The sequence below is a fragment of the Bartonella sp. bp_1 genome (assembly GCF_055808085.1).
In genome coordinates, this window is record NZ_CM147851.1 from 1,865,870 (window position 1) to 1,887,076 (window position 21,207).

Genomic DNA, 21,207 nt, shown 5'->3' on the forward strand with positions numbered 1-21,207 from the left:
GTGTCCAGACACGTCCTCCCCGGTCTAAAGCTCTCTCTCGGCGTAACATTGCTTTATGTTGCGGTGATCATCGCTTTGCCCCTGATTGCCCTGATATTGAAAGCGGCTGGCCTCGGCTTTGCTGACTATTGGGCCATTATTTCATCACAGCGTGCGGTTTCAAGCTATATTGTAACAGCATCATCCTCGCTCATTGCAACCGCTTTCAATATGGTCTTCGGTTTGGCACTGGCTTGGGTGCTGGTCCGATATCGCTTCCCCGGCCGTCGTTTACTTGATGCTGTTGTTGATCTGCCTTTTGCCTTGCCGACAGCCGTCGCTGGTATTGCCCTTGTTACACTGCTTTCAGATGGTGGCTCTCTCGACAAAATATTTGCTTCCCTCGGCTTTTCATTTACCCTCAAGGATATCGGCCTCAATATTGCCTATACGCCACTTGGCATCATTATCGCGATGGCTTTTACCAGCCTCCCTTTTGTCGTGCGCACTGTACAACCGGTACTGGAAGACCTTGACCCCACTCTGGAAGAAGCTGGGCAAAGCCTTGGCGCGAATGATGGAAAAGTTTTCCTGCGTGTTGTATTGCCACAATTAACACCCGCTTTATTGACGGGACTGGCACTTTCTTTCGCCCGTGGTCTGGGTGAATATGGCGCCATTATTTTTATTGCCGGTAACAAACCGTTCAAAACAGAAATCACCGCATTGCTAATAGCCATCCGCTTGGATGAATATGAGTATGGCGCTGCCGCCGCAATCGCATCGGTTTTACTGATAACCGCCTTTACCATGCTGGTTATAACCAATATCGCACAAAACCGTGCGCTTCGCTATTTGAAACGGAGCTGAGCCATGTCTACCCATGATAACCGTTCTGTACGTATCGGCGATCAAGCGGCCATCCGTATTCCGCTCATCATTATTATTGTTGTGGTCTCAGCCCTATTTCTATTGGCGCCATTGGGCGTCATCACCTATCAGGCCTTTGCCCGTGGTCTACCGGTGTTTCGTGCCGCACTTGCCATGCCAGATACAAAGAACGCTATTTTTCTCACTGTGACAGTCGCGTTGATTGCCGTTCCCGTCAATACTATTTTTGGTATCATGTCTGCATGGGCCATTACCAAATTCGATTTTATCGGACGCCGCCTACTATTGGTTATCATTGAAATCCCATTCTCTATTTCACCAATCGTTGCCGGCACATCCTATCTTTTCGTCTATGGCCTACAAGGCTTTTTCGGTGAGTGGTTGAACGACCATAATATAAAAATCATGTTTGCCCTGCCCGGTATCATATTGGCATCCATGTTTGTGACGGCTCCCTTTGTTGCACGCGAACTCATTCCTTTAATGCAGGCACAAGGCCGAGACATGGAAGAAGCCGCTACATCACTTGGTGCAAGCGGATTAAAGACCTTTTTTCAGGTCACACTGCCCAATATCAAATGGGCGCTGCTTTATGGTGTTATTTTATGCAATGCACGTGTCATGGGCGAGTTTGGTGCCGTCTCTATTGTTTCAGGCAATATACGTGGCGACACCAATACACTGCCACTGCATATCGAACTCCTCTATCATGATTATGATACAGTCGGGGCTTTTGCTTCGGCCTCTATTCTGGCCATTTTGGCCGTTATTACCATTATCGCCAAGGTCTGGCTTGAAAAACACGGGGCCGGACGGCGCAAGCCTCAAAAAGATACAATCGGAGAAGCCTCATGAAAATTACACTCGATCATGTGGTCAAAACCTTCAGCACCTTCCGTGCTGTACATGATGTCTCACTTGATATCAAAAGCGGCGAGCTTATTGCATTGCTCGGCCCCTCCGGTTCGGGCAAGACAACGCTGCTACGTATGGTTGCCGGCCTTGAGTTTCCCGATTCCGGCCATATCCTTTTCGGCGAGGAAGACGCAACCAATATCGCTGTACGCGAACGCGGCGTTGGTTTTGTCTTCCAACATTATGCACTCTTTCCCCATATGACCATTGCAGAAAATATCGCTTTTGGCATGAAAACAAAGCGTGCCAAAAAGCGTAGCAAAGCCGAAATTGACGCCCGTGTCAAAGAACTGCTTGCACTCATCCAATTGCCTCAATTAGGCAATCGTTTTCCGGCACAACTCTCCGGCGGTCAAAAACAGCGTGTCGCCTTGGCCCGTGCTTTGGCCGTTGATCCGAAAGTATTGCTACTCGACGAGCCTTTCGGGGCATTGGATGCCAATGTACGCCGTGATTTACGCCGCTGGTTACGCAAGATTCATGATGATCTGGGCATTACCACACTCTTCGTTACCCACGATCAGGAAGAAGCGCTTGATCTTGCTGATCGCGTTGTCATCTTGAAGCAAGGCAAAATCGAACAGCTTGGCACTCCACGCGAAGTTTGCACCGAACCTGCATCATCCTTTGTCATGCAATTTCTAGGTGATACCCATATTCTCAAAACAACCGTCAAAGACGGCAAAGCTGCATTCGGCGGACGCATATTCGATGCAAGCCATCTCCAGGACGGACCGGCCGAAATCTATATCCGCCCCGATGATCTCATCTGGCAGAAAAAAGCCAAGGATACAATCGAAGTCAGTGTTACAAGGATTATGGACCGCCCCGGTAAGCGCCGCTTAATTGTAACCACAAAAGACCATGAAACTTTGGAGCTGGATGTCGCGCCAGAAGTTGAAGTGGCTATCAATGATACAGGCTATCTTGGTATTTCCCGTGCCCGTATTTTCTCATCCCCTCGTGACATATGAGCAAATTTGCTCGATCTGCGAGGGCGTCAGATATTTCTTCGGTATCGGCATGGTTTGTCTGTCGCTAATCCAGAAAGATAGATAATTTTTAAGCGGTACAATCTTGCGAAACATGTGCCACTCATAATGGTTTTCACCAAAAGAGCTCTTGAATATCGCTTTCTTATCATTCCATGACATTTGAACTTCGATCATAAGCTGCTGATTATTACGATAATATTTACGAGCCATCCACGGCGCGACACCATAGGCCATAACCATTACAATCAACATTTCAGCCAATATCAACACAGCAAAAAAAAGCAGCGCATAACCGGCTATTTCTTGGATATCAACAGTCACACCGTCCGACAGCCAGAAGATTAAAAAGGCAATGCCGCTGGCAACAAAAACCAACATAACCAGCAATACCTTGATCATGGCTTTGCGATTGAAAAAACGGGTCAGCATCAGTTCTTGCGCATATTGTGCCATTTCATCAACACTAATGGCCATGCTGATCTTATTGTCCATATCTTTCCACACTCTCAAAACCAAAAAGGCCATCCCTTCATAGGGATGGCCCTTTCTATCAAAATAAAATATTATTTTGCTTCATCGGTCTTTTTTGTTTTCAACATCGCATCATACCATTTCCGGTGATGGACATTGGCAAAACCGCCAGTCACCTTGCCACGAACCATCGCCCGCAAGGAACCACGAATCCAATAAACGGCATACATATGGAAAATCCAGACCGCGATAATACCGGCAGCCACCATCGAATGGACAATCAAAGCCCAACGCTGCATCGGAATAGAAAAGAAACTGCCGAAATAGACATTCCAGATCATAAGCCCTGACACAATCAGCATGACAAGCCCGATTGACATCACCCAGAAAATACATTTCTGGCCGAAATTATATTTACCGATAGCTGGCAACTCTTCCTCATTACCCGCCAAAACATCCTTGATCTTCATTGCCCACTTCAAATCTGAATCTTCCCAGATATTCAAGCGCCAGAAGCGAAAGAACAACCCGGCAAAACTGAACAGCATAACAACACCAATCCATGGATGGACAGCACGGATAAGCTGACCGCCACCAACAAATTCCGACAAAGGAAAAAACAGGGGCCAATACATCATCAAGCCTGTAAAGGCCAAAATAATCATTGAACCCGCAGCAACCCAATGGTTAATCCGTGCGCCAACCGTATAACGGCTGACAATCACCGGATCACCATCGTGAACGGCATCTCCTTTTTCAACAAGCTTAGGATTCATGTTCAGCCTCCTCCAGCTTTTTCTTGGCTTCTTCCTCATCCCGCTTCTTCAAACGGCTCGGTCCGAAGATAAACGCATGAGCCCCGGTTGCAACGATAGCCGCACCAATAGCCCCAAGCCCGAAATATTTAGAAATGCCTTTCCATGTTTTGACAATTGGCGAAATACGTGGCGCCTCAGGAAGATTGGCATAGATAGATGGCTTATCGGCATGATGTAGAAGATACATCACATGGGTGCCACCCACGCCTTCTGGATCGTAAAGACCGGCATCTTTGTAACCGCGTGATTGCAGATCGGTAATCCGTTCTTTGGCATGCTCTTTCAATTCTGCCTTGGGACCGAACATAATCGCCTCGGTTGGACAGGATTTAGCACAGGCCGGTTTTTGACCAACGGCAAGCCGATCCGAACAAAGCGTACATTTATATGCCTTGTGGTCTGTTTTTGATACACGCGGAATATTGAACGGGCAGCCTTTGATACAATAGCCGCAACCGATACATTTATCATGAACAAAATCTACCACGCCATTGGAATATTGTACAATTGCACCCGGTGCCGGACAGGCGGTTAGGCAACCCGGTTCCGCACAATGCATGCAACCATCCTTACGGATCAGCCACTCGAATGTATCGGTCTCGGGATTGACCCATTCAGTAAAACGCATAATCGTAAACGCATCGGGTGAAAGATCATGCGGATTTTCATAAACACCGACATTTTCCTCGATTGCCGGTGACAATTCGTTCCATTCGGTACAGGCAGACTGACAGGACTTGCAACCGATACAACGTGATACATCGATCAGTTTAGCAATTTCTTCCAACTTGCGTGTCGGCGTTGGCAACTCAGATGTTGCCGAAACCCGGATATAATCTTCAGGACCGAACTGATGGGTAACATCCTTTGCTTCAGTTGGAGGATTTACACTGATCGTCATGATTTTACTCCTCCTTTATCAACCGGTGCTCTTGATTTTTCCATATTGATCAAGAAAGCCTTGAACTCGGGGGTTTGCGAATTGGCGTCACCGACAAAGGGGGTCAGACTGTTGGGTCCAAATCCCTTACGTGCAGCACCGACAAAACCCCAATGCAATGGAATGCCAATCACATGGACAGTCTTACCATCACAGATGAGCGGACGGATACGTTTGGTAACAAGCGCTTTAGCAAAAACCTGCCCGCGTTTATTCCAGACACGTACCCAATCCCCCTTGACCACACCTTTTTCAGCAGCCAATTCTTCCGAGATTTCCACAAAGAACTGGGGCTGCAAAGCCGCATTTACACGGTTATTTTTAGTCCAGTAGTGGAAATGCTCAGTCAGACGATAAGAGGTTCCCGCATAAGGAAACTCATCACTGGTACCCAACTGCTTGAGATCTTCTTCGAAAATGCGTGCAACTGGATTGCCCCGAATATGTGGCGCAACCGGATTGACAATCGGCGATTCGAACGGCTCGTAATGAGTCGGGAACGGCCCGTCACGAAGACCGGCAAGCGAAAACAGACGGGCAGAACCTTCCGCATTCATGATGAAAGGACCAACATCACGCGGTTTGGATGTAGGCGGAATATCCGGCACATCGAAACCGGTCCACTTGGTACCGTCCCATTCAATGATTTTACGGGTAGGATCCCACGCCTTGCCATCAAGATCAGCCGATGCACGATTGTAAATAATGCGTCGGTTGGCCGGCCAGGAGAAAGTCCATTTAGGATAAAGACCACTTTCATCATAGTCGGTATTGTCACGCAATGCCATGATGTTACCAGCTTCTGTATAGCTGCCCGCATAAATCCAGCAACCTGAAGCCGTCGTACCATCGTTACGCAAAGCGGCAAAACCCGCAACCTGTTTGCCTTTCTCAAGGATCTTCTTGGTCGGGTCGTCAGGATCATAAACATCCTCCAACACATACCCATTCATTTCCTTGGCCAGCTCAGCCGGATGTGGTTCGTTCTCATCCTCATAGGGCCAATGCAGATTGACAATCGGATCAGGGAAGGCCCCACCCTCTTTTTCATAGAGCTTTTTCAGCCGCAACCAGATCTGCGCCATAATCCATGTATCAACCTTGGCATCTCCCGGCGGCTTCTGTCCCGGCCAATGCCATTGCAGCCAGCGGCCCGAATTGACAACAGCACCTTCATCCTCGGCAAAACAGCTGGTTGGCAACTGGAAAACTTCTGTCCGGATCTGTGATGAATCAACATCGTTAAAATCACCATGATTTTCCCAGAACCGCGCTGTCTCTGTTTCCAGAGGATCCATAACAACCAGATATTTCAACTTGCCCAAAGCCCGTGTCACCTTGCCACGATTAGGGAAAGCCAAAACAGGATTGAAGCCCTGACAGAAATAACCGTTCATCTCGTTGTTATCCATCAGGTCAATGGCTTTCAAGATATCATAATTGGCGATATCAAGCTTAGGCAGATAGTCATAGGCCCAATCATTATCGACTGTTGCCGCGCTGCCCCACATGGACTTCATGAAGGAAACAAAGAACTTGTCATAATTCTGCCAATAGCTGACCTGATTAGGACGCAATGGTTTGAATTTACGGGTCGAGAGATATTTCTCAAGTGTCGTCTCGGCTTCCATCGGAATATTCATATAACCCGGAATAAGATTCGACATCAGACCGACATCTGTCAAACCCTGAATATTCGAATGGCCGCGCAACGCATTCATTCCACCGCCACGAACACCAATATTGCCAAGCAGCAATTGCAGCATCGCCATCGTCCGGATATTCTGAGATCCTTTGGAATGCTGGGTCCATCCAAGCGCATACATGGATGTCATTGTCTTGGTCGGACTTGAAGTCTCTGCAATCATCTCACACACTTTAAGGAATTTTTCCTTCGGTGTGCCACAGATACGTTCGACCATTTCCGGCGTATAAATGCTGACATGCTTTTTCAACAGCTGCCAGACAGAACGCGGATGGGTCAGCGTTTCATCGATTTTTGCATATCCGTCATCGTCCATTTCATAGGACCATGTCGAACGGTCGTAATCACGCCTGGTTTCATCATAGCCACTGAACAAACCATCTTCGAATGTAAAACCTTCCTTGATGATAAGACCGGCATTGGTGAAGTGCTTGACATATTCATGCTGCACCTTGTCATTGGTCATACAATAATTGATGACGCCTGACAAAAATGCAATATCCGTGCCTTGACGGATCGGCGCATAATAATCAGCAACCGACGCAGAACGGGTAAAGCGTGGATCAACAACAATAAGCTTTGCACCGCGATGCTCTTTGGCATGAGTAACCCATTTGAAGCCACAGGGATGCGCTTCAGCAGCATTACCACCCATAATGACAACCAAGTCAGTTGCTCGGATATCTGTCCAAGCATTTGTCATCGCGCCACGACCGAAAGTTGGGCCCAGACTGGACACCGTGGGGCCGTGTCAAACGCGTGCTTGATTATCGAATACAAGCATCCCGGCCGAACGCACAACCTTATAAGTGCAAAAAGCCGTTTCGTTGGTTGTAGCGGAAGCCGCCAAAAAACCCGTTGTTAGCCAGCGATTGACGGTCTGGCCTTTATCGTTCCTTGCCTGAAAATTGGCATCACGATCATCTTTCATGTAACGGGCAATCTTATCCAGCGCCTCATCCCATGAAATTTCTTCAAACTTATCAGAACCCGCCTTACGGATTTTAGGTTTCGTCAACCGGGTTTCAGAATGGATGGTATCGAGCAGAGCCGCACCTTTTGGGCATAGCGTCCCCAAATTGGTCGGATGATCGACATCGCCTTCAACGTGAACGACCTTGGCCGAACCATCTTCTAGCGAACCTTTGGAATACAGAATAATTCCACAGGCGACAGAACAATAGGTACAGGTTTGACGCGCCTGCGTGGTTGCCGCCAGCCGGAACGGTTTGATAGCCGAAACTACCGCCGCTTCCGCTGCGCCAAAACCAAGAGCCCCAAGGGCTGTAGCGCCTACACCCGCACCAGCACCCTTTAAAAAGGCGCGACGCGAGATTTCAATATTCATCGGGCATCCCTCCGATTTTGTTATAGCTGTAACCACATAAATATAGAATTATTCTAATTTAAAGTCAAAGTTTCACCTGTGGTTTTGCATAAAATCAAAGGAAAACGACAATCATTTACTAAAATCTATTCGATATAATATGATATATTGCATATAAAACGTATAATGGAACAATACGCATGAACGTATGACATAAAGGATTAAAAATGAACACCGTACCGTTGACAAGTCTTGCTCACGGTGGTGGCTGCGGGTGTAAACTCGCCCCCTCCGTCCTGCAATCAATGCTTAAAAACCAGCCGGATTACGGCCCTTTCAAACATCTTCTGGTCGGCACTGAAACCAGTGATGACGCGGCCGTCTACGAACTTGATAACGGCACCTGTATCATTGCCACCACCGACTTTTTCATGCCAATGGTCGATGATCCAGCTACTTTTGGTCGTATTGCCGCCACCAATGCCATTTCCGACATCTATGCCATGGGTGGAAAACCAATCATGGCACTCGCCATTCTTGGCATGCCGATTGATAAGCTGGCACCGGAAGTCGTCGCTGAAATTTTACGTGGAGGCCGTGAAAAAGCAGCCGAAGCAGGCATCGCAGTTGCTGGCGGCCATTCGATCGATTGCCCCGAGCCTGTCTATGGCCTTGCTGTAATCGGTACTTGTGACAAGCAGAATCTACGCCGCAATATGGATGCCCAAACCGGCGATTGCCTCTTATTGTTGAAGGGCCTCGGTGTCGGCCATTATTCGGCAGCCTTCAAAAAAGGCAAACTGGACACACAAGCCTATGATGAAATGATTGCCTCAATGACACAACTCAATACCATCGGCGCCGAACTTGGCGGTGAGAGCGACATACATGCAATCACAGATGTTACAGGTTTCGGTATATTGGGCCATAGCCTTGAAATGGCCAAAGGAGCCAACAAAACACTGCAAATCCATTTCGACCGGCTGCCATTCTTATCACAAGCAGAAGAACTGGCTGCTGCGGGCTTTGTCACCGGTGCATCCAAACGCAATTGGGAAAGCTATAAAGAATTTATCAAACTCGATGAATCCCGTCCACTTCACCATCGTCATATGCTGACCGATCCGCAAACGTCGGGCGGCTTATTGCTTTCAGTTGCGCCCCAAACAGTTGAAAGAACTCTGGCATTGGCCCAAAAATGTGGTTATCATCGTGCTGCTAAAATCGGTAATGTTATAGACGGCCCCCCTCAAATCAGCATTATTTAAAATATTTTCTTGGGGGGAATTTCTATCCATCAAGCTTTTTTAAAAAAAAGACTTGGCTTTTCATGCGAACATCGTTAAGTTCCAAACTGTTAGTGAGTAAGAGGTTACGGTTTATACGTATTATATAATCCTGCTCATGACCAAGCCCTTCTGTAAAATTGATGCAGACTTGCAAACAGAAACCGGCACTGTCGTGGACGAAACAAATACAATTTGTCTGCCACCTGCTTAATAATTGATAATAAAACTGTCCTGAAGAGAAAACTATGAGGCCACAACAAAATAGACGTATGCGCGGTCGCAACAACAATAATAACAACAATAATAACCGCCGCGGTCCCAATCCACTGTCACGCAATTATGAAAGCAATGGACCAGATGTAAAAATCCGCGGCAATGCCCAGCATATTGCTGATAAATATATGTCGCTTGCGCGTGACGCACAGGCATCTGGTGACCGTGTTATAGCCGAAAACTATCTCCAGCATGCAGAGCATTATATGCGTATTATTCTGGCTGCTCAGGAACAACTGGCCCAACAAGCCCAGCATCGATCAGAAGATTCAGATGAAATCGGCGATGACGATAATCAAAATAATGTCGAAAGCAACACCAGTGATAGCCAAAACAACGAAGATGATAATCTGGCAGGCAGTGGACCGCAGCCAGACGTTGATGGCATCCCAGGCGAAGTCGCATTAAGCAATGATGATGCTGACAATAATCGTGAAAAACGCCCAATACGTCGACGTCAGCCACGCCGTACATTGGCCGAAAAAACTGACAATAATGATGACACGAATAATCAAAAAATCAAACCGGTAGAACAGGCTTCTGATGAAACCGAACGTCCGCGCCGTCGTCGACGGACTATCAAACAAGTTGAAGAAGCATAAAAAAGGGCGGTTCAACCGCCCTTTCTAATATCCTGAATTATCGTTGCTCTTGACCACCATCATCGGTTTCTTCCTGTTGATCAGCACTCGGCACAACAATTCTAATTGTCGCAAGCTCGCGTCCTTGCTGATAATCATAGATGACCAGATCATGTTCACCATTTTCATTCAGCGTCTCGATTGAAACAATCGTACCAGAAACACTTTGTGACAATATTCGTGTATTGGGTGCAAGTTTGATGAAGCGCTGAAGCGGTCCATTGGATGATGCAGCCATCTGCGACACAGATGTTGCATTTTCAGGCACATCGACAGCAACCGGCTTTTTCGATTGCACAACCTTGTAGATCACCGCTACCAGCACAGCAAGAATCAATATCATGGTGATCGCAACAGAAATCACCATCAAACGCATCAATTTTCGCCGCACCCGCTCGACAGCAGGATCCAACGGCTTTTCTTCCACGCCTTTTGACGCATAGGAATCATTATAAGAATCGTTACGGTTATTCATAAAGGCTCCAGCTCTTCAAAAATGAAGTGTCATACCTTGGATATAAAGGAAACAGTTATAAATGAAAGCCCAGCCGCAAGAAGCCACCAAGTAATTTGATTTTGCTTTTCAGTTATAGACGATCTATGAACAAGCATGACCATTGAAATTAAAACCGGTGAAGATAGTGAAGGACTGCGGCTCGACCAATGGTTGGCCGCCCAAAAAGATATCGCATTATCGCGCTCCCGTCTTCAAGCCTTGATCCGTGAAGGTGCGTTGACAATTGACGGGCAGCTCATCACAGAACCCAAAAACAAGCTCAAAGCAGGCCAGAATCTTGCCCTGACTCTTCCACCACCTGCTGATCCCCTCCCTAAGGGAGAAGATATCCCGCTAGATATTATTTATGAAGATCATGACATTATTGTCATCAACAAACCAGCTGGTCTTGTTGTCCATCCCGGCAATGGCAATGCAACCGGCACACTGGTCAACGCCTTGATCCACCATTGCGGCAATACACTTTCGGGTGTTGGTGGCGTCAAGCGCCCCGGTATTGTCCATCGCCTCGACAAAGATACAAGTGGCGTTCTAGTGGTTGCCAAAAATGATCACGCCCACCAACATTTGAGTGCGCAATTTGCCGACCATGGCCGTTCTGGCGCCCTGAAACGTGCCTATCTTGCCCTGATCTGGGGAACACCTGCGCGCAGCAAAGGAAGTATTGATGCCGCATTGGGTCGTTCAACACGAGAGCGTACCAAGCAGGCTGTTGTCAATGAAAACAGACCGGATGCCCGCCATGCAATTACCCACTTTACCGTTCTTGAGAAATTCGGGGCGCATGAAGATGCAACCGCAACAGCCAGTCTTGTTGAATGCCGTCTGGAAACCGGACGCACACACCAAATACGAGTCCACATGTCCTATATCGGCCACCCACTGATCGGGGACATGGATTATGGCAGCGCTTTCAAAACCAAAGCCAATAAACTACCTGATCCGTTACGCAGACAAATCGCTAATTTTCCCCGTCAGGCACTTCATGCCGCCGAACTTTCTTTTGCACATCCAACAAGCGGTGATATCATGGATTTTTACGCCGATATACCAGCGGATATGGCAGCTCTCATCAATGCTTTTAAAACTGCAGGATAAAATTCTATTACAGCAGAAATGCGAATAGAACACGTTTTGGCCAGACTGCACCATATTTTGACAAAATTTTCTTTTATCATTGTTATTGAAATATAATATACCTATCTACAGTCGTTAGCGAATTCGCCTTATGAAAGGGAATTCCAGAAAAAGGAGGGTGCTTTATGGCCCGATCGACACTACCATCTGTAACCGCCGGTGATGGCGGGCTTACGCGATATCTTGAAGAAATACGCCGCTTTCCGATGCTCGAACCTCGGGAAGAATATATGTTAGCCAAGCGCTATCATGAGCATAACGACCCTAAAGCCGCCCATAAACTCGTTACCAGCCATTTGCGACTGGTAGCAAAAATTGCCATGGGCTATCGCGGATACGGCCTGCCAATCGGTGAGGTGATCTCCGAAGGCAATGTCGGCTTGATGCAGGCCGTCAAACGTTTCGAACCCGAACGCGGTTTCCGTCTCGCTACCTATGCCATGTGGTGGATCAAAGCCTCTATTCAGGAATATGTGCTACGCTCATGGAGCCTTGTTAAAATGGGCACCACCGCCAATCAGAAACGGCTGTTTTTCAACCTACGCAAAGTTAAAAGCAAAATTCAAGCCTTGGATGATGGCGACCTTAATCCCGATCAGGTCAAAGAAATTGCAACGCGGTTGAAGGTCAGCGAAGATGAAGTTGTATCGATGAACCGGCGTTTATCCGGTGATAGCTCGTTGAATGCTCCGATCCGCGCCAGCGAAGGCGAAAGCGGTGAATGGCAGGATTGGCTGGTCGATGATTCCGATTCTCAGGAAGAAATCTTGATTGAACAGGACGAGTTGGAAAACCGACGTCATATGCTTGAAAAGGCGATGGATACTCTGAACGAGCGCGAGAAAATTATTTTTCAAGCCCGCCGATTGAATGACGAACCGATCACACTGGAAGAACTATCTTCACGCTTCAATATCAGCCGCGAACGCGTACGCCAGATTGAAGTCCGTGCCTTTGAAAAAGTTCAACAGGCCGTCAAACAATCAGCCTTAGCCCAAAAACAAGCTTTGCGCCCTATCCATTAGGGCGCAATTTCCAAATCTGGACAATATTAAATATAAAAGCTGATTCAGCAGCCAATTATGCTGCATCCTTTATAGGTATCTATCCTCTAACCAATTTTATAGATCCGGCTATCAAGGTTGCTGGCTGGCATCCGTACCATTTTGACGATTACTCTGCTCATCAAAAAGAGTCGGACGACTTTGTTCCTTGCTCCATGAATCAATCACTTCATTAAAAATCGCTTCACCCGAAGGCCCTTTGGAAAAAGTTAATTCACCAATACGTTTGTTCTGATATTCATTGACCAAACGTATCCATGACAATTGCCGCATCACATTCAGATCCCCATCAATAAAGGGACGCATACTACTAACGGTAAAGTAGAAGAAATTGTCATTGATCTTGAAATAACTCAAACCATTAAGCTTTTGCCCATAAGACTGTTCTGAAGCCTTGAATGTCAATTCTTTGACAGCTTGTATGGTACCACCGGAAAAATCTTCCGGCAAACTATAAACAAGTTCGATAATATAGGCCGCAGGAATAGATTCATCATGATTGCGGCGAATGGTCATGATCAGCGATATATTTTTCTTAGGAATCGTAATATTGCCGCGGATTGCTAATTCTTCAGGACCGTCATTATGTCCCGCCTCATGCAACAAGGTCCACTTGACCTCGCCGGTCTCAACGCTCTCCATATCGTTTTCGGTGCGTGATTCATAAAGTACAGCTTCACCCGGCACATCTGGCAATGCAGCAGGTGTTGATGTTGCTGTTGTCGTACCTTCAACACCGACATTAGTCCCTTGGGCCGGACCAGGATCCGTCTCGCTTCCATCTGGCAAAAGTCGCTGGGTCAACTTTTCTTTTGGCGTTTCAACATCCTTGCTACTATCGGTAGCGACCGGTACATTGCCATCGGTTTTTGTATTCAGACGCGAACCAAGAAAATCCCACGCAATAAACAAAATAGCAGTGACCAAAAGCAGCAAAGCAGCAACAGATGAACCGATAATAAGAAATTTGCGCTTTTTCTCTTTACGCTCACCGCGCTTGGCTGCCTGAGTAAAAATATCAGAAACCAGATCAAAATCGCCGGTTTGTCCCTTTGCCTGACCGGCAGTCGCATTCACGCCAGCCTGATCGACCGATTGTTTATGCGCCTGCGCTGCAAGAACACCATCCATATTAACCGGTTCGGCATCAGGAACATTAGTAGCAACAACCGATGGGACAATATTATCCAGTGGTTGTGCTACAATATGAGAGGCCGCGGCGCCAATCGGCATAATACCCGACGCGTCCTGCACCTTCTGTCCTGTTACAAAAACAGGTTCGGCTGCAGGCACAGATGTTGCACCAGCCCCAACAACCATTGGCGAATCTTTCTGTACCCCACTTGAGGTTATATCGACAGGCTTGGCAAAAATAAGCGGTTCAGCATCCGGAACAATCTTAGATGCTGATACGGGCAAAGCTGGCTCTATAGCAGGTGTCTCCACCGGTGCCGTATTCATTGTTTCTTTTGCAGGCGCTTCGCCCTTAACAATATTTACAGCCTCTTTTGTCTCTTCAGGCTCGACTGTCAAAATAGGCTCAAGCAATGCTTTTTCAACATTGGCATATTCAGCCTCGACCTCTTTTATCGCGGCTTCCAAAGCTTCTAGCTGCTGATCGGCAACCTTTTTAGGGACATCGACATCAACAAGTTTTTTAGCAACCGTTGCACGGGCACGATCATAAACGCGCGCGCGCAACTGCGGTGTCGGCTGAGCCTGACCATCAATCGTCTTTTTCAATAAACCGACAAAATCTGCCATGGATTTTTTTTAGCCTTTTAGCTTTACCTGATTATGTACGGTGCTATCTAGCATTACTAATACGTTGTTATCAATCTTCAAAGGGATCGGTTACCAAAATCGTATCTTCACGCTCAGGACTGGTTGACAAAAGTGCCACCGGCGCGTCAATTAGCTCTTCGATATGACGAACATACTTGACTGCTTGTGCTGGCAAATCAGCCCATTTACGTGCACCGGCTGTTGTTTCTTTCCAGCCTTCCAGCGTTTCATAGATAGGCTTTACCCGTGCCTGTGCGCCCATAGATGCTGGCAGATAATCAATACGTTTGCCATCAAGCTCATAGCCGATACAGACCTTGATTTCATCAAGACCATCCAACACATCAAGCTTGGTCAAGGCAATACCATGAATACCGCAAACAGCGACCATCTGTTTGACCAGAACAGCATCAAACCAGCCACAACGTCGTTTACGTCCCGTTACAGTACCGAATTCATGTCCCTTAGTGCCAAGGAAATTACCAATATCATTATCCTGCTCGGTCGGGAATGGCCCTTCACCAACACGCGTTGTATAAGCCTTGGCAATGCCAAGCACATAATTGATCGCACCCGGCCCCATGCCCGAACCTGTTGCAGCCTGACCAGCAACCGTATTGGATGAAGTCACAAAAGGATAAGTCCCGAAATCATTATCAAGCAAGGCACCCTGCGCTCCTTCAAACAGGATGCGCTCTCCCTTGCGGCGACGTTCGTCAAGTAGACGCCATGTCTGATCCATAAAGGGAAGAAGGGTTGAAGCAACCTGCATCAATTCATCATAAAGGGCTTGAGCTTTGATTTCTGGTTCGCTCATGCCGCGGCGTAACGCATTGTGATGGGTCAGCAACCGTTCAATCTTGGCCATCAATGTATCCGGCTCGGCCAAATCCATAACACGGATGGCACGACGGCCAACCTTGTCTTCATAAGCCGGACCGATGCCGCGCTTAGTCGTACCGATTTTCAAACCTGAAGTCGCGTTCTCACGTGCAGCGTCAAGATCACGATGTAAAGAGAGGATCAATGGAGCATTTTCAGCAACACGCAATATTTCAGGCGTAATCGTAATGCCCTGTGCCGTCAGCTTTTTGATTTCTTCCACAAAATGGTGCGGATCAACGACAACACCATTTCCGATAATCGACATCTTCCCCCGAACCAAGCCGGAAGGAAGCAGTGAAAGCTTATAGCTTACCCCATCAATAACCAGTGTATGTCCGGCATTATGACCACCCTGATAACGTACCACGACATCGGCACGCTCAGAAAGCCAGTCAACAATTTTACCCTTGCCTTCATCGCCCCATTGGGCGCCGACAACAACGACATTGGCCATCATATCACTCCACTAAGAAAAACAAACGATTTCCTTATAGCGAAGCCATAATCAAAGTGCGACTCCTGATTTCACTTTTACAAGGATAAGATAACCATTGCGGCACCGAACCTTGATCCTGACAAGACATATAAAGCTTTTCAGAAGCAAACAGGTGGATAATCTCAATGGTTTGAGCATTGGCAAAGTGGCAAAACGCTATCAAGAAAACGACAATCTATAGACAATGTGCCATTCTCGTCATCCTTGCCTTCTCTTTTGTAATATCAAAATCAATCTGTCATTCATGGAAAAAATAGCTGACCGCCAACATCAGGATAACGACAATCAGTACCTTCATCCATTGGGCGCGCACATCATAAGGCTGACCACGCTGTATGGCCTGTTTTTTTTGCCGCGGAATCACGACACCCGCAATAATAATCAAAATTGCCGGAAAAACATAAGAGATCATAAAAGCGCACCACCACAATCAACAAACTAGATGCGCATCTATATAGACAAACAAATACCCTGCTTCAACCATCGTCCTTACATAAGCGGGCCGGGATCTTTAAGATAAAGTCTGCAGATGGCATCAGCAGCCTTGAAAGCCAAAGCACCGACAGTACCAGTTGGATTATAACCAGGATTTTGCGGAAAAGCCGAAGCACCGACGACAAACAGATTATAAACATCCCAGCTTTGCAGATATTTATTGACGCAACTGTTAGAAGGATCATTACCCATGACAAATCCACCAACCACATGCGATGACTGGTATGGTACAGTATTCCAGTGCCCTTTGGAGGGATGTTCGACAATTTTTGCCGGGTTCATCGCACGCGCAATTTCGGCAACCTTGGATGTGCAATAAGCCGCCATTTTGCGTTCATTATCGGTAAAATCATAGGTCACACGTAATATTGGACGACCGTGTGGATCCTTATAAGTCGGATCAAGCGATAGATAATTGGCGGGCGACGAATAGTTAGAGGCTTCACAACCGATCGACATAGTCGAGAGATAGTGTTTTACTGTCGCCTTCTTCCATTCAGAACCCCATTTCGGCGTACCGGGGGGAACCGGACGAGACGCAATCGGTGCTGCACCGATCGGTGCCACGCGCACACTGCCACCCCCAAAAAAACCTAAGCCTGAATGATCGAAATTATCATTATTGAAATCATCGATACTCATGCCAACGGCACCACCACCAATGAAGCTATTAAAGTTCTTGTCATCAAAGAACAACTGGACATTATTAGCCGTCTGATAGGCATAATTCCGGCCTGTTGTACCTTTTTGTGTCACAGGATCATACGCTTCACCAATGCCGGAAAGCAGCATCAGGCGGACATTCTCAAAAGTAAAAGCGGCAATTACGACAATATCAGCTGGCTGTTCCCATTTTTCACCATTTTCATCCATGAAAACAATACCGGTTGCACGCTTCTTATCGCTATCAAGAACAACTTCAAGGACTTCGGAATTAACCCGCGCCGTAAAATTTTTCTTACGCATTAATGATGGGATAACACAGGTAATAGCACTCGCTTTTGAATAGTTGGCACAACCATAATTGGTACAGAAACCACAAAATGTACATGGTGCCATACTGATGCCGTACGAATTGGTATAGGCTTCCGATACAAGCGAAGAGGGAATAGGAAAAGCATTATATCCCATTTCTTCAGCGGTCTTGGCAAAAAGCGTCGGCGCATAGGTCTGATCAATCGGCCGTGTCGGATATTCGCTTGAGCGTGCGCCCTCGAACATGTTGCCGCCTTTGATTTTTTTCCCTTTCAGATTGCCGGCTTTACCTGACGTACCGGCCACCTTCTCGAACTTGTCATAAAAAGGTTCCATCTCCTCCCAATCGGTACCCCAATCCTGAATAGAAAGAAAATCAGGAATAGAATCTGCGCCATAGCGCTCCATCAAATGACTTTTCAAACGGAACTCTTCCGGTTGAAAACGATAGGTAATACCAGCCCAATGGTTACCGGCACCGCCAATACCATTACCAGGATGAAACGAACCCCAATTACGCATAGGCAATGCAGTTTCACTACTATTATTACGAATGGTAATACCGCTTTGTTTAGGCGGCACCATCAACGCTTGACGCGCATTATAACGCAGTTCATCTGCAACAGTTGCGATATTGAAATCACGTGCCGTATCGCGCCAAGGACCACGCTCAAACCCGATAACATTCAGCCCCGCATCTGCCAATTCATGGGCGATGATAGAACCTGCCCAGCCTAAACCGACAACAACGGCATCTACATGTGGTAATTTACGGGCCATCATTTCAGCCTCTCTTGCTTAGGTTCAATTGACCGGCAATACTGACCGGCTCAAGTGCGAGTTTTTGATTATGTTTATGAATAAAGGCACGGTAATCGTAACGCGCACCGGGAAAGCCGATCATGCGCCAACTCACCATATTTTTATTGCCACCATAAATGGGATCGGCAAAAAAACCTTCCATCGTATTTTGCAACATGATTGAGAAGAACAGTTTGGCATCTATGCCTTGAAGCTCAATATCGCCGGTCTCAAGTTTTGCAAGAATCTTGTCGCGTTCATTCTCATCCAATGCAGCAAAGCGTTTCGAATATTGTGACTGACAATAATCGTTAAGCGCTTTTAATCCGATCCTATAGCGTTGCTGTGGCACCAACTCGGACTGATCCCCCTGATAGGGAGTGCCTTTAACAAAAGGCGGTTGCATATAATAACGTTCAAAAGTACCATAACTTCCAGCCAGCTGCCGGTCTATAAATTCTACACAGCCCGCTTCCTTACCGCTGATACTCAATTCATCAGCCGGTATAAGGCGCTCGACGACAGCCCCCAATGTTTCAACCTCATCAGGAGCCAAAAAATACCAACTCCCATCTGGCAAATATTCTGGCAGGCTGACATCTCCCGGCTGCCATTTCGGTATAGCCGAAACCACACGGGCAAAGCTTGGTGCTGTCGCTGAAAAAACCACAAAAGCAGTGCTGGCCAACAAAAAACTGCGACGTGAGAAGCGGGATGATTGTTTTTTCATAGTCATAATCCTTCAATCTCATCGAATATCTTTGCGATGCTGTGTAACATCCTGTTCATTTACAACACCGTCATGATTACCCCAGCTGTTACGGATATAGGTAAGCACAGCCGCCACTTCGCCATCTGAGAGGACATAACGGAAGCTTGGCATAGCAGGTGCCGTCGGTTTGCTATCGGTAGCAACAGCCCTGGTACCATCCAGTATGGCTTTCACCAGATTGACAGTATTAGGTGTATGGATCGCGGAACTATCTGCAAATGAAGGAGCAATACGGTTTGTTCCTTCACCTGAAACACCATGACAGGCACTGCAATGGGCCGAGAAAATCCTCTCACCTGTCACCATTGCAATCGCATCCGGTTTGACCGTGGCGGCCGGTGCCTTACGCTGGGAACCGACATGACTTTTCAAATAGGTTGCAATAGCGCCAAGATCTTCCTTGTTCAGATGCTGCAGCGAATCATTAACAACCTCTGCCATTGGACCGGTCGCAAAAGCATGTTTGGTACTTCCAGACTGTAAATATTCCACGATCTCATCTTTGGACCATCCACCAATACCTGAATAGCTATTCGATGTCAGCTCGGGCGCATACCACCCCTGCAATACCAGTCCTTGGAAAGCTTGATCCGACTTATCGGCACCAAACATGTTTTTAGGCGTATGGCACATACCACAATGCCCTAAACCGTTGACAAGATAAGCCCCGCGATTCCATTCATCCGATTGTGCGGGATCCGGTTGAAACCCATTCTTATCAAAGAAGAGCGTATTCCATCCCATAACCAATGGACGAATATTGAAAGGAAAATGCAGCTGGTTTTTAGGTGCTTCTTTTCTAACTGCCGGAACTGTTTCCAGATAGGCCTTGATTGCCAGAATATCTTTATCGCTGGCTTTAGAAAAATTTGGATAAGGCATAGCAGGATAAAGAAATTTTCCACCCTTGGCACGACCATATTTGACAGCATTGAGGAAATCCTGATCACTCCAATTGCCAATGCCGGTTTCTTTATCTGGTGTAATATTACCACCTGTAATCTGGCCAAAAGGCGTCAACAACGGTGCACCACCTGAAAAGGGTTCACTTCCTTCTTTAGTATGACAAGCCGCACAATCGGCAGCCATTGCAAGGTATTTACCACGCTCGACCTCGCTTTCGGCAACCGGCCCCAAAGACTTTGGCGCCACACCATCACGCCCCTTGCCAAAATTGACATAGCCAACAAAAGCCCCAGCCAATATGATAACGACACCCAGAACTATAAGGATTTTTCGTTTCATCAGCGCCATCCATTTCACGATTCAATGGGAAAGTCGTTAAAGCACAAAGGAATATGCTTTTCACAATGTTCATCTCCGATGGTATAATGCGCTGTCAAACCAAAACAATATACGAAATCGTGATAAAAGAACCGCACCTACGGTTAGGCTAGAAAAACTGGAACCATTCTAAAAAACACTTTTATGTGAATCATCGACACACACAATCATTCTAGAAAAGACGGGCCCCAATCCGGTTTGGATCAAGAAAACATCTTCACCATATAAATCGCATCTTCACTATAGCTCAGAAGCTTTTGAATGATCTTTCTATCCGGCAATTGCATCACAAAGCCCATTTTCTCCCAAAAAGGAGAAGACCGGTTGACCGCTACCAATGAAGCAGCCTCAAGATTTAACATATTGGCCGCATTGAAAAAATGCTGGACACCTTCTCTGGCCCATCCACTGCTACGCGCCTGTGGCAATAGTGCAAGGTCATGAAGATAAAGCGTATTACTACCAGCCGGAATATCATCAATCATGGTATTTAATGCCGGCAGTTCCTTCAATAACCATGGGTGGGCAATCAGATAACCTGCCGGTTTATTATCCAGATCCAAAACAAAACAGCTTTGCGGTGAAAGCTGCCGCTTTCTGTCCAGCACAACGGCGTCTTCAGGAAAATCAGGATGACAAATATCGGCGATCCGGCAAATATCAGCCAGATCGCCTTCAGACATTAATCGCCAACCATCATAGGTCATAGATATAGTTTTCTATTGATTCCAAAAATGTTTTCGATCCAAATC

Annotated in this window: 19 protein-coding genes; 7 read left to right on the forward strand and 12 right to left on the reverse strand. The window is 46.9% G+C overall.

Annotated elements, in window-relative coordinates; genetic code table 11:
* From cysT to ACYZ97_RS09255, 3 genes are read left to right on the forward strand one after another with little or no spacing between them, the layout of a single operon-like run.
* Positions 1–849 (forward strand): sulfate ABC transporter permease subunit CysT, encoded by an 849-nt coding sequence (cysT, locus tag ACYZ97_RS09245; RefSeq protein WP_473298297.1) that lies wholly within the window; start codon positions 1–3, stop codon positions 847–849.
* Between the two features lie 3 nt (positions 850–852).
* Positions 853–1,725: a sulfate ABC transporter permease subunit CysW gene (gene cysW / locus ACYZ97_RS09250; protein ID WP_473298298.1), complete on the forward strand. Its 873-nt coding sequence runs from the start codon at positions 853–855 to the stop codon at positions 1,723–1,725.
* Positions 1,722–2,759, forward strand: a complete 1,038-nt coding sequence (locus tag ACYZ97_RS09255) for a sulfate/molybdate ABC transporter ATP-binding protein (protein WP_473298300.1) — start codon at positions 1,722–1,724, stop codon at positions 2,757–2,759. The genes cysW and ACYZ97_RS09255 overlap by 4 nt, the downstream gene beginning before the upstream one ends.
* Here ACYZ97_RS09255 and ACYZ97_RS09260 read toward each other — a convergent pair.
* The 4 genes from ACYZ97_RS09260 to fdnG all read right to left on the reverse strand — a co-directional run bounded on the left by ACYZ97_RS09260 (position 2,739) and on the right by fdnG (position 8,062).
* A complete protein-coding gene (locus ACYZ97_RS09260) occupies positions 2,739–3,272 on the reverse strand; it encodes a YcxB family protein (protein WP_473298302.1) in 534 nt (177 codons plus the stop codon). The genes ACYZ97_RS09255 and ACYZ97_RS09260 overlap by 21 nt on opposite strands.
* A gap of 71 nt (positions 3,273–3,343) precedes the next feature.
* Positions 3,344–4,027 (reverse strand): formate dehydrogenase subunit gamma, encoded by a 684-nt coding sequence (locus ACYZ97_RS09265; protein WP_473298303.1) that lies wholly within the window; start codon positions 4,025–4,027, stop codon positions 3,344–3,346.
* A complete protein-coding gene (gene fdxH / locus ACYZ97_RS09270) occupies positions 4,017–4,970 on the reverse strand; it encodes a formate dehydrogenase subunit beta (RefSeq protein WP_473298305.1) in 954 nt (317 codons plus the stop codon). The genes ACYZ97_RS09265 and fdxH overlap by 11 nt, the downstream gene beginning before the upstream one ends.
* Entirely contained in the window at positions 4,967–8,062 is a 3,096-nt protein-coding gene (gene fdnG / locus ACYZ97_RS09275) for a formate dehydrogenase-N subunit alpha (RefSeq protein WP_473298307.1), read from the reverse strand. Before fdnG ends, fdxH begins: the two co-directional genes overlap by 4 nt.
* A 206-nt stretch (positions 8,063–8,268) precedes the next feature.
* Here fdnG and selD point away from each other — a divergent pair, with 206 nt between their 5' ends.
* Positions 8,269–9,309, forward strand: coding sequence for a selenide, water dikinase SelD (gene selD, locus ACYZ97_RS09280; RefSeq protein WP_473298308.1), 1,041 nt, complete (start codon positions 8,269–8,271; stop codon positions 9,307–9,309).
* Positions 9,310–9,575: 266 nt separating this feature from the next.
* Positions 9,576–10,205: a DUF4167 domain-containing protein gene (locus ACYZ97_RS09285; protein WP_473298310.1), complete on the forward strand. Its 630-nt coding sequence runs from the start codon at positions 9,576–9,578 to the stop codon at positions 10,203–10,205.
* A 37-nt stretch (positions 10,206–10,242) separates the two neighbouring features.
* Here ACYZ97_RS09285 and ACYZ97_RS09290 read toward each other — a convergent pair whose 3' ends face one another.
* Positions 10,243–10,719, reverse strand: a complete 477-nt coding sequence (locus ACYZ97_RS09290) for a hypothetical protein (RefSeq protein WP_473298312.1) — start codon at positions 10,717–10,719, stop codon at positions 10,243–10,245.
* Between the two features lie 135 nt (positions 10,720–10,854).
* Here ACYZ97_RS09290 and ACYZ97_RS09295 point away from each other — a divergent pair, with 135 nt between their 5' ends.
* Together ACYZ97_RS09295 and rpoH are read left to right on the forward strand one after the other, a co-directional pair.
* Complete coding sequence (locus tag ACYZ97_RS09295) at positions 10,855–11,859, forward strand: RluA family pseudouridine synthase (RefSeq protein ID WP_473298314.1); 1,005 nt, start codon at positions 10,855–10,857, stop codon at positions 11,857–11,859.
* Between the two features lie 164 nt (positions 11,860–12,023).
* Complete coding sequence (gene rpoH / locus ACYZ97_RS09300) at positions 12,024–12,923, forward strand: RNA polymerase sigma factor RpoH (RefSeq protein WP_473298316.1); 900 nt, start codon at positions 12,024–12,026, stop codon at positions 12,921–12,923.
* A 111-nt stretch (positions 12,924–13,034) separates the two neighbouring features.
* Here rpoH and ACYZ97_RS09305 read toward each other — a convergent pair whose 3' ends face one another.
* The 7 genes from ACYZ97_RS09305 to ACYZ97_RS09335 all read right to left on the reverse strand — a co-directional run bounded on the left by ACYZ97_RS09305 (position 13,035) and on the right by ACYZ97_RS09335 (position 21,138).
* Complete coding sequence (locus ACYZ97_RS09305) at positions 13,035–14,726, reverse strand: hypothetical protein (RefSeq protein WP_473298317.1); 1,692 nt, start codon at positions 14,724–14,726, stop codon at positions 13,035–13,037.
* 70 nt (positions 14,727–14,796) lie between these two features.
* Positions 14,797–16,086: an adenylosuccinate synthase gene (locus ACYZ97_RS09310; protein WP_473300674.1), complete on the reverse strand. Its 1,290-nt coding sequence runs from the start codon at positions 16,084–16,086 to the stop codon at positions 14,797–14,799.
* Positions 16,087–16,366: 280 nt separating this feature from the next.
* Positions 16,367–16,540, reverse strand: coding sequence for a hypothetical protein (locus tag ACYZ97_RS09315; RefSeq protein WP_473298319.1), 174 nt, complete (start codon positions 16,538–16,540; stop codon positions 16,367–16,369).
* A 77-nt stretch (positions 16,541–16,617) separates the two neighbouring features.
* Positions 16,618–18,378 carry a GMC family oxidoreductase gene (locus tag ACYZ97_RS09320; protein WP_473300675.1) on the reverse strand — a complete coding sequence of 587 codons (1,761 nt, stop codon included), beginning with the start codon at positions 18,376–18,378 and terminating at the stop codon, positions 16,618–16,620.
* A gap of 4 nt (positions 18,379–18,382) precedes the next feature.
* Entirely contained in the window at positions 18,383–19,129 is a 747-nt protein-coding gene (locus ACYZ97_RS09325; protein ID WP_473298321.1) for a gluconate 2-dehydrogenase subunit 3 family protein, read from the reverse strand.
* 18 nt (positions 19,130–19,147) lie between these two features.
* Positions 19,148–20,416, reverse strand: coding sequence for a cytochrome c (locus ACYZ97_RS09330; protein ID WP_473298323.1), 1,269 nt, complete (start codon positions 20,414–20,416; stop codon positions 19,148–19,150).
* 242 nt (positions 20,417–20,658) lie between these two features.
* Entirely contained in the window at positions 20,659–21,138 is a 480-nt protein-coding gene (locus tag ACYZ97_RS09335; protein ID WP_473298325.1) for a GNAT family N-acetyltransferase, read from the reverse strand.
* Positions 21,139–21,207: the final 69 nt, after the last annotated feature.

Bases quoted from the DNA above. Each gene is read 5' to 3' on its own strand.
- ACYZ97_RS09330 (WP_473298323.1), bottom strand. From the start codon at position 20,416: ATGAAACGAAAAATCCTTATAGTTCTGGGTGTCGTTATCATATTGGCT.
- ACYZ97_RS09315 (WP_473298319.1), bottom strand. From the start codon at position 16,540: ATGATCTCTTATGTTTTTCCGGCAATTTTGATTATTATTGCGGGTGTC.
- ACYZ97_RS09310 (WP_473300674.1), bottom strand. From the start codon at position 16,086: ATGGCCAATGTCGTTGTTGTCGGCGCCCAATGGGGCGATGAAGGCAAG.
- ACYZ97_RS09335 (WP_473298325.1), bottom strand. From the start codon at position 21,138: ATGTCTGAAGGCGATCTGGCTGATATTTGCCGGATCGCCGATATTTGT.
- ACYZ97_RS09320 (WP_473300675.1), bottom strand. From the start codon at position 18,378: ATGGCCCGTAAATTACCACATGTAGATGCCGTTGTTGTCGGTTTAGGC.
- ACYZ97_RS09305 (WP_473298317.1), bottom strand. From the start codon at position 14,726: ATGGCAGATTTTGTCGGTTTATTGAAAAAGACGATTGATGGTCAGGCT.
- fdxH (WP_473298305.1), bottom strand. From the start codon at position 4,970: ATGACGATCAGTGTAAATCCTCCAACTGAAGCAAAGGATGTTACCCAT.
- rpoH (WP_473298316.1), top strand. From the start codon at position 12,024: ATGGCCCGATCGACACTACCATCTGTAACCGCCGGTGATGGCGGGCTT.
- cysW (WP_473298298.1), top strand. From the start codon at position 853: ATGTCTACCCATGATAACCGTTCTGTACGTATCGGCGATCAAGCGGCC.
- ACYZ97_RS09325 (WP_473298321.1), bottom strand. From the start codon at position 19,129: ATGAAAAAACAATCATCCCGCTTCTCACGTCGCAGTTTTTTGTTGGCC.
- ACYZ97_RS09255 (WP_473298300.1), top strand. From the start codon at position 1,722: ATGAAAATTACACTCGATCATGTGGTCAAAACCTTCAGCACCTTCCGT.
- ACYZ97_RS09295 (WP_473298314.1), top strand. From the start codon at position 10,855: ATGACCATTGAAATTAAAACCGGTGAAGATAGTGAAGGACTGCGGCTC.
- ACYZ97_RS09290 (WP_473298312.1), bottom strand. From the start codon at position 10,719: ATGAATAACCGTAACGATTCTTATAATGATTCCTATGCGTCAAAAGGC.
- ACYZ97_RS09265 (WP_473298303.1), bottom strand. From the start codon at position 4,027: ATGAATCCTAAGCTTGTTGAAAAAGGAGATGCCGTTCACGATGGTGAT.
- ACYZ97_RS09285 (WP_473298310.1), top strand. From the start codon at position 9,576: ATGAGGCCACAACAAAATAGACGTATGCGCGGTCGCAACAACAATAAT.
- ACYZ97_RS09260 (WP_473298302.1), bottom strand. From the start codon at position 3,272: ATGGACAATAAGATCAGCATGGCCATTAGTGTTGATGAAATGGCACAA.
- selD (WP_473298308.1), top strand. From the start codon at position 8,269: ATGAACACCGTACCGTTGACAAGTCTTGCTCACGGTGGTGGCTGCGGG.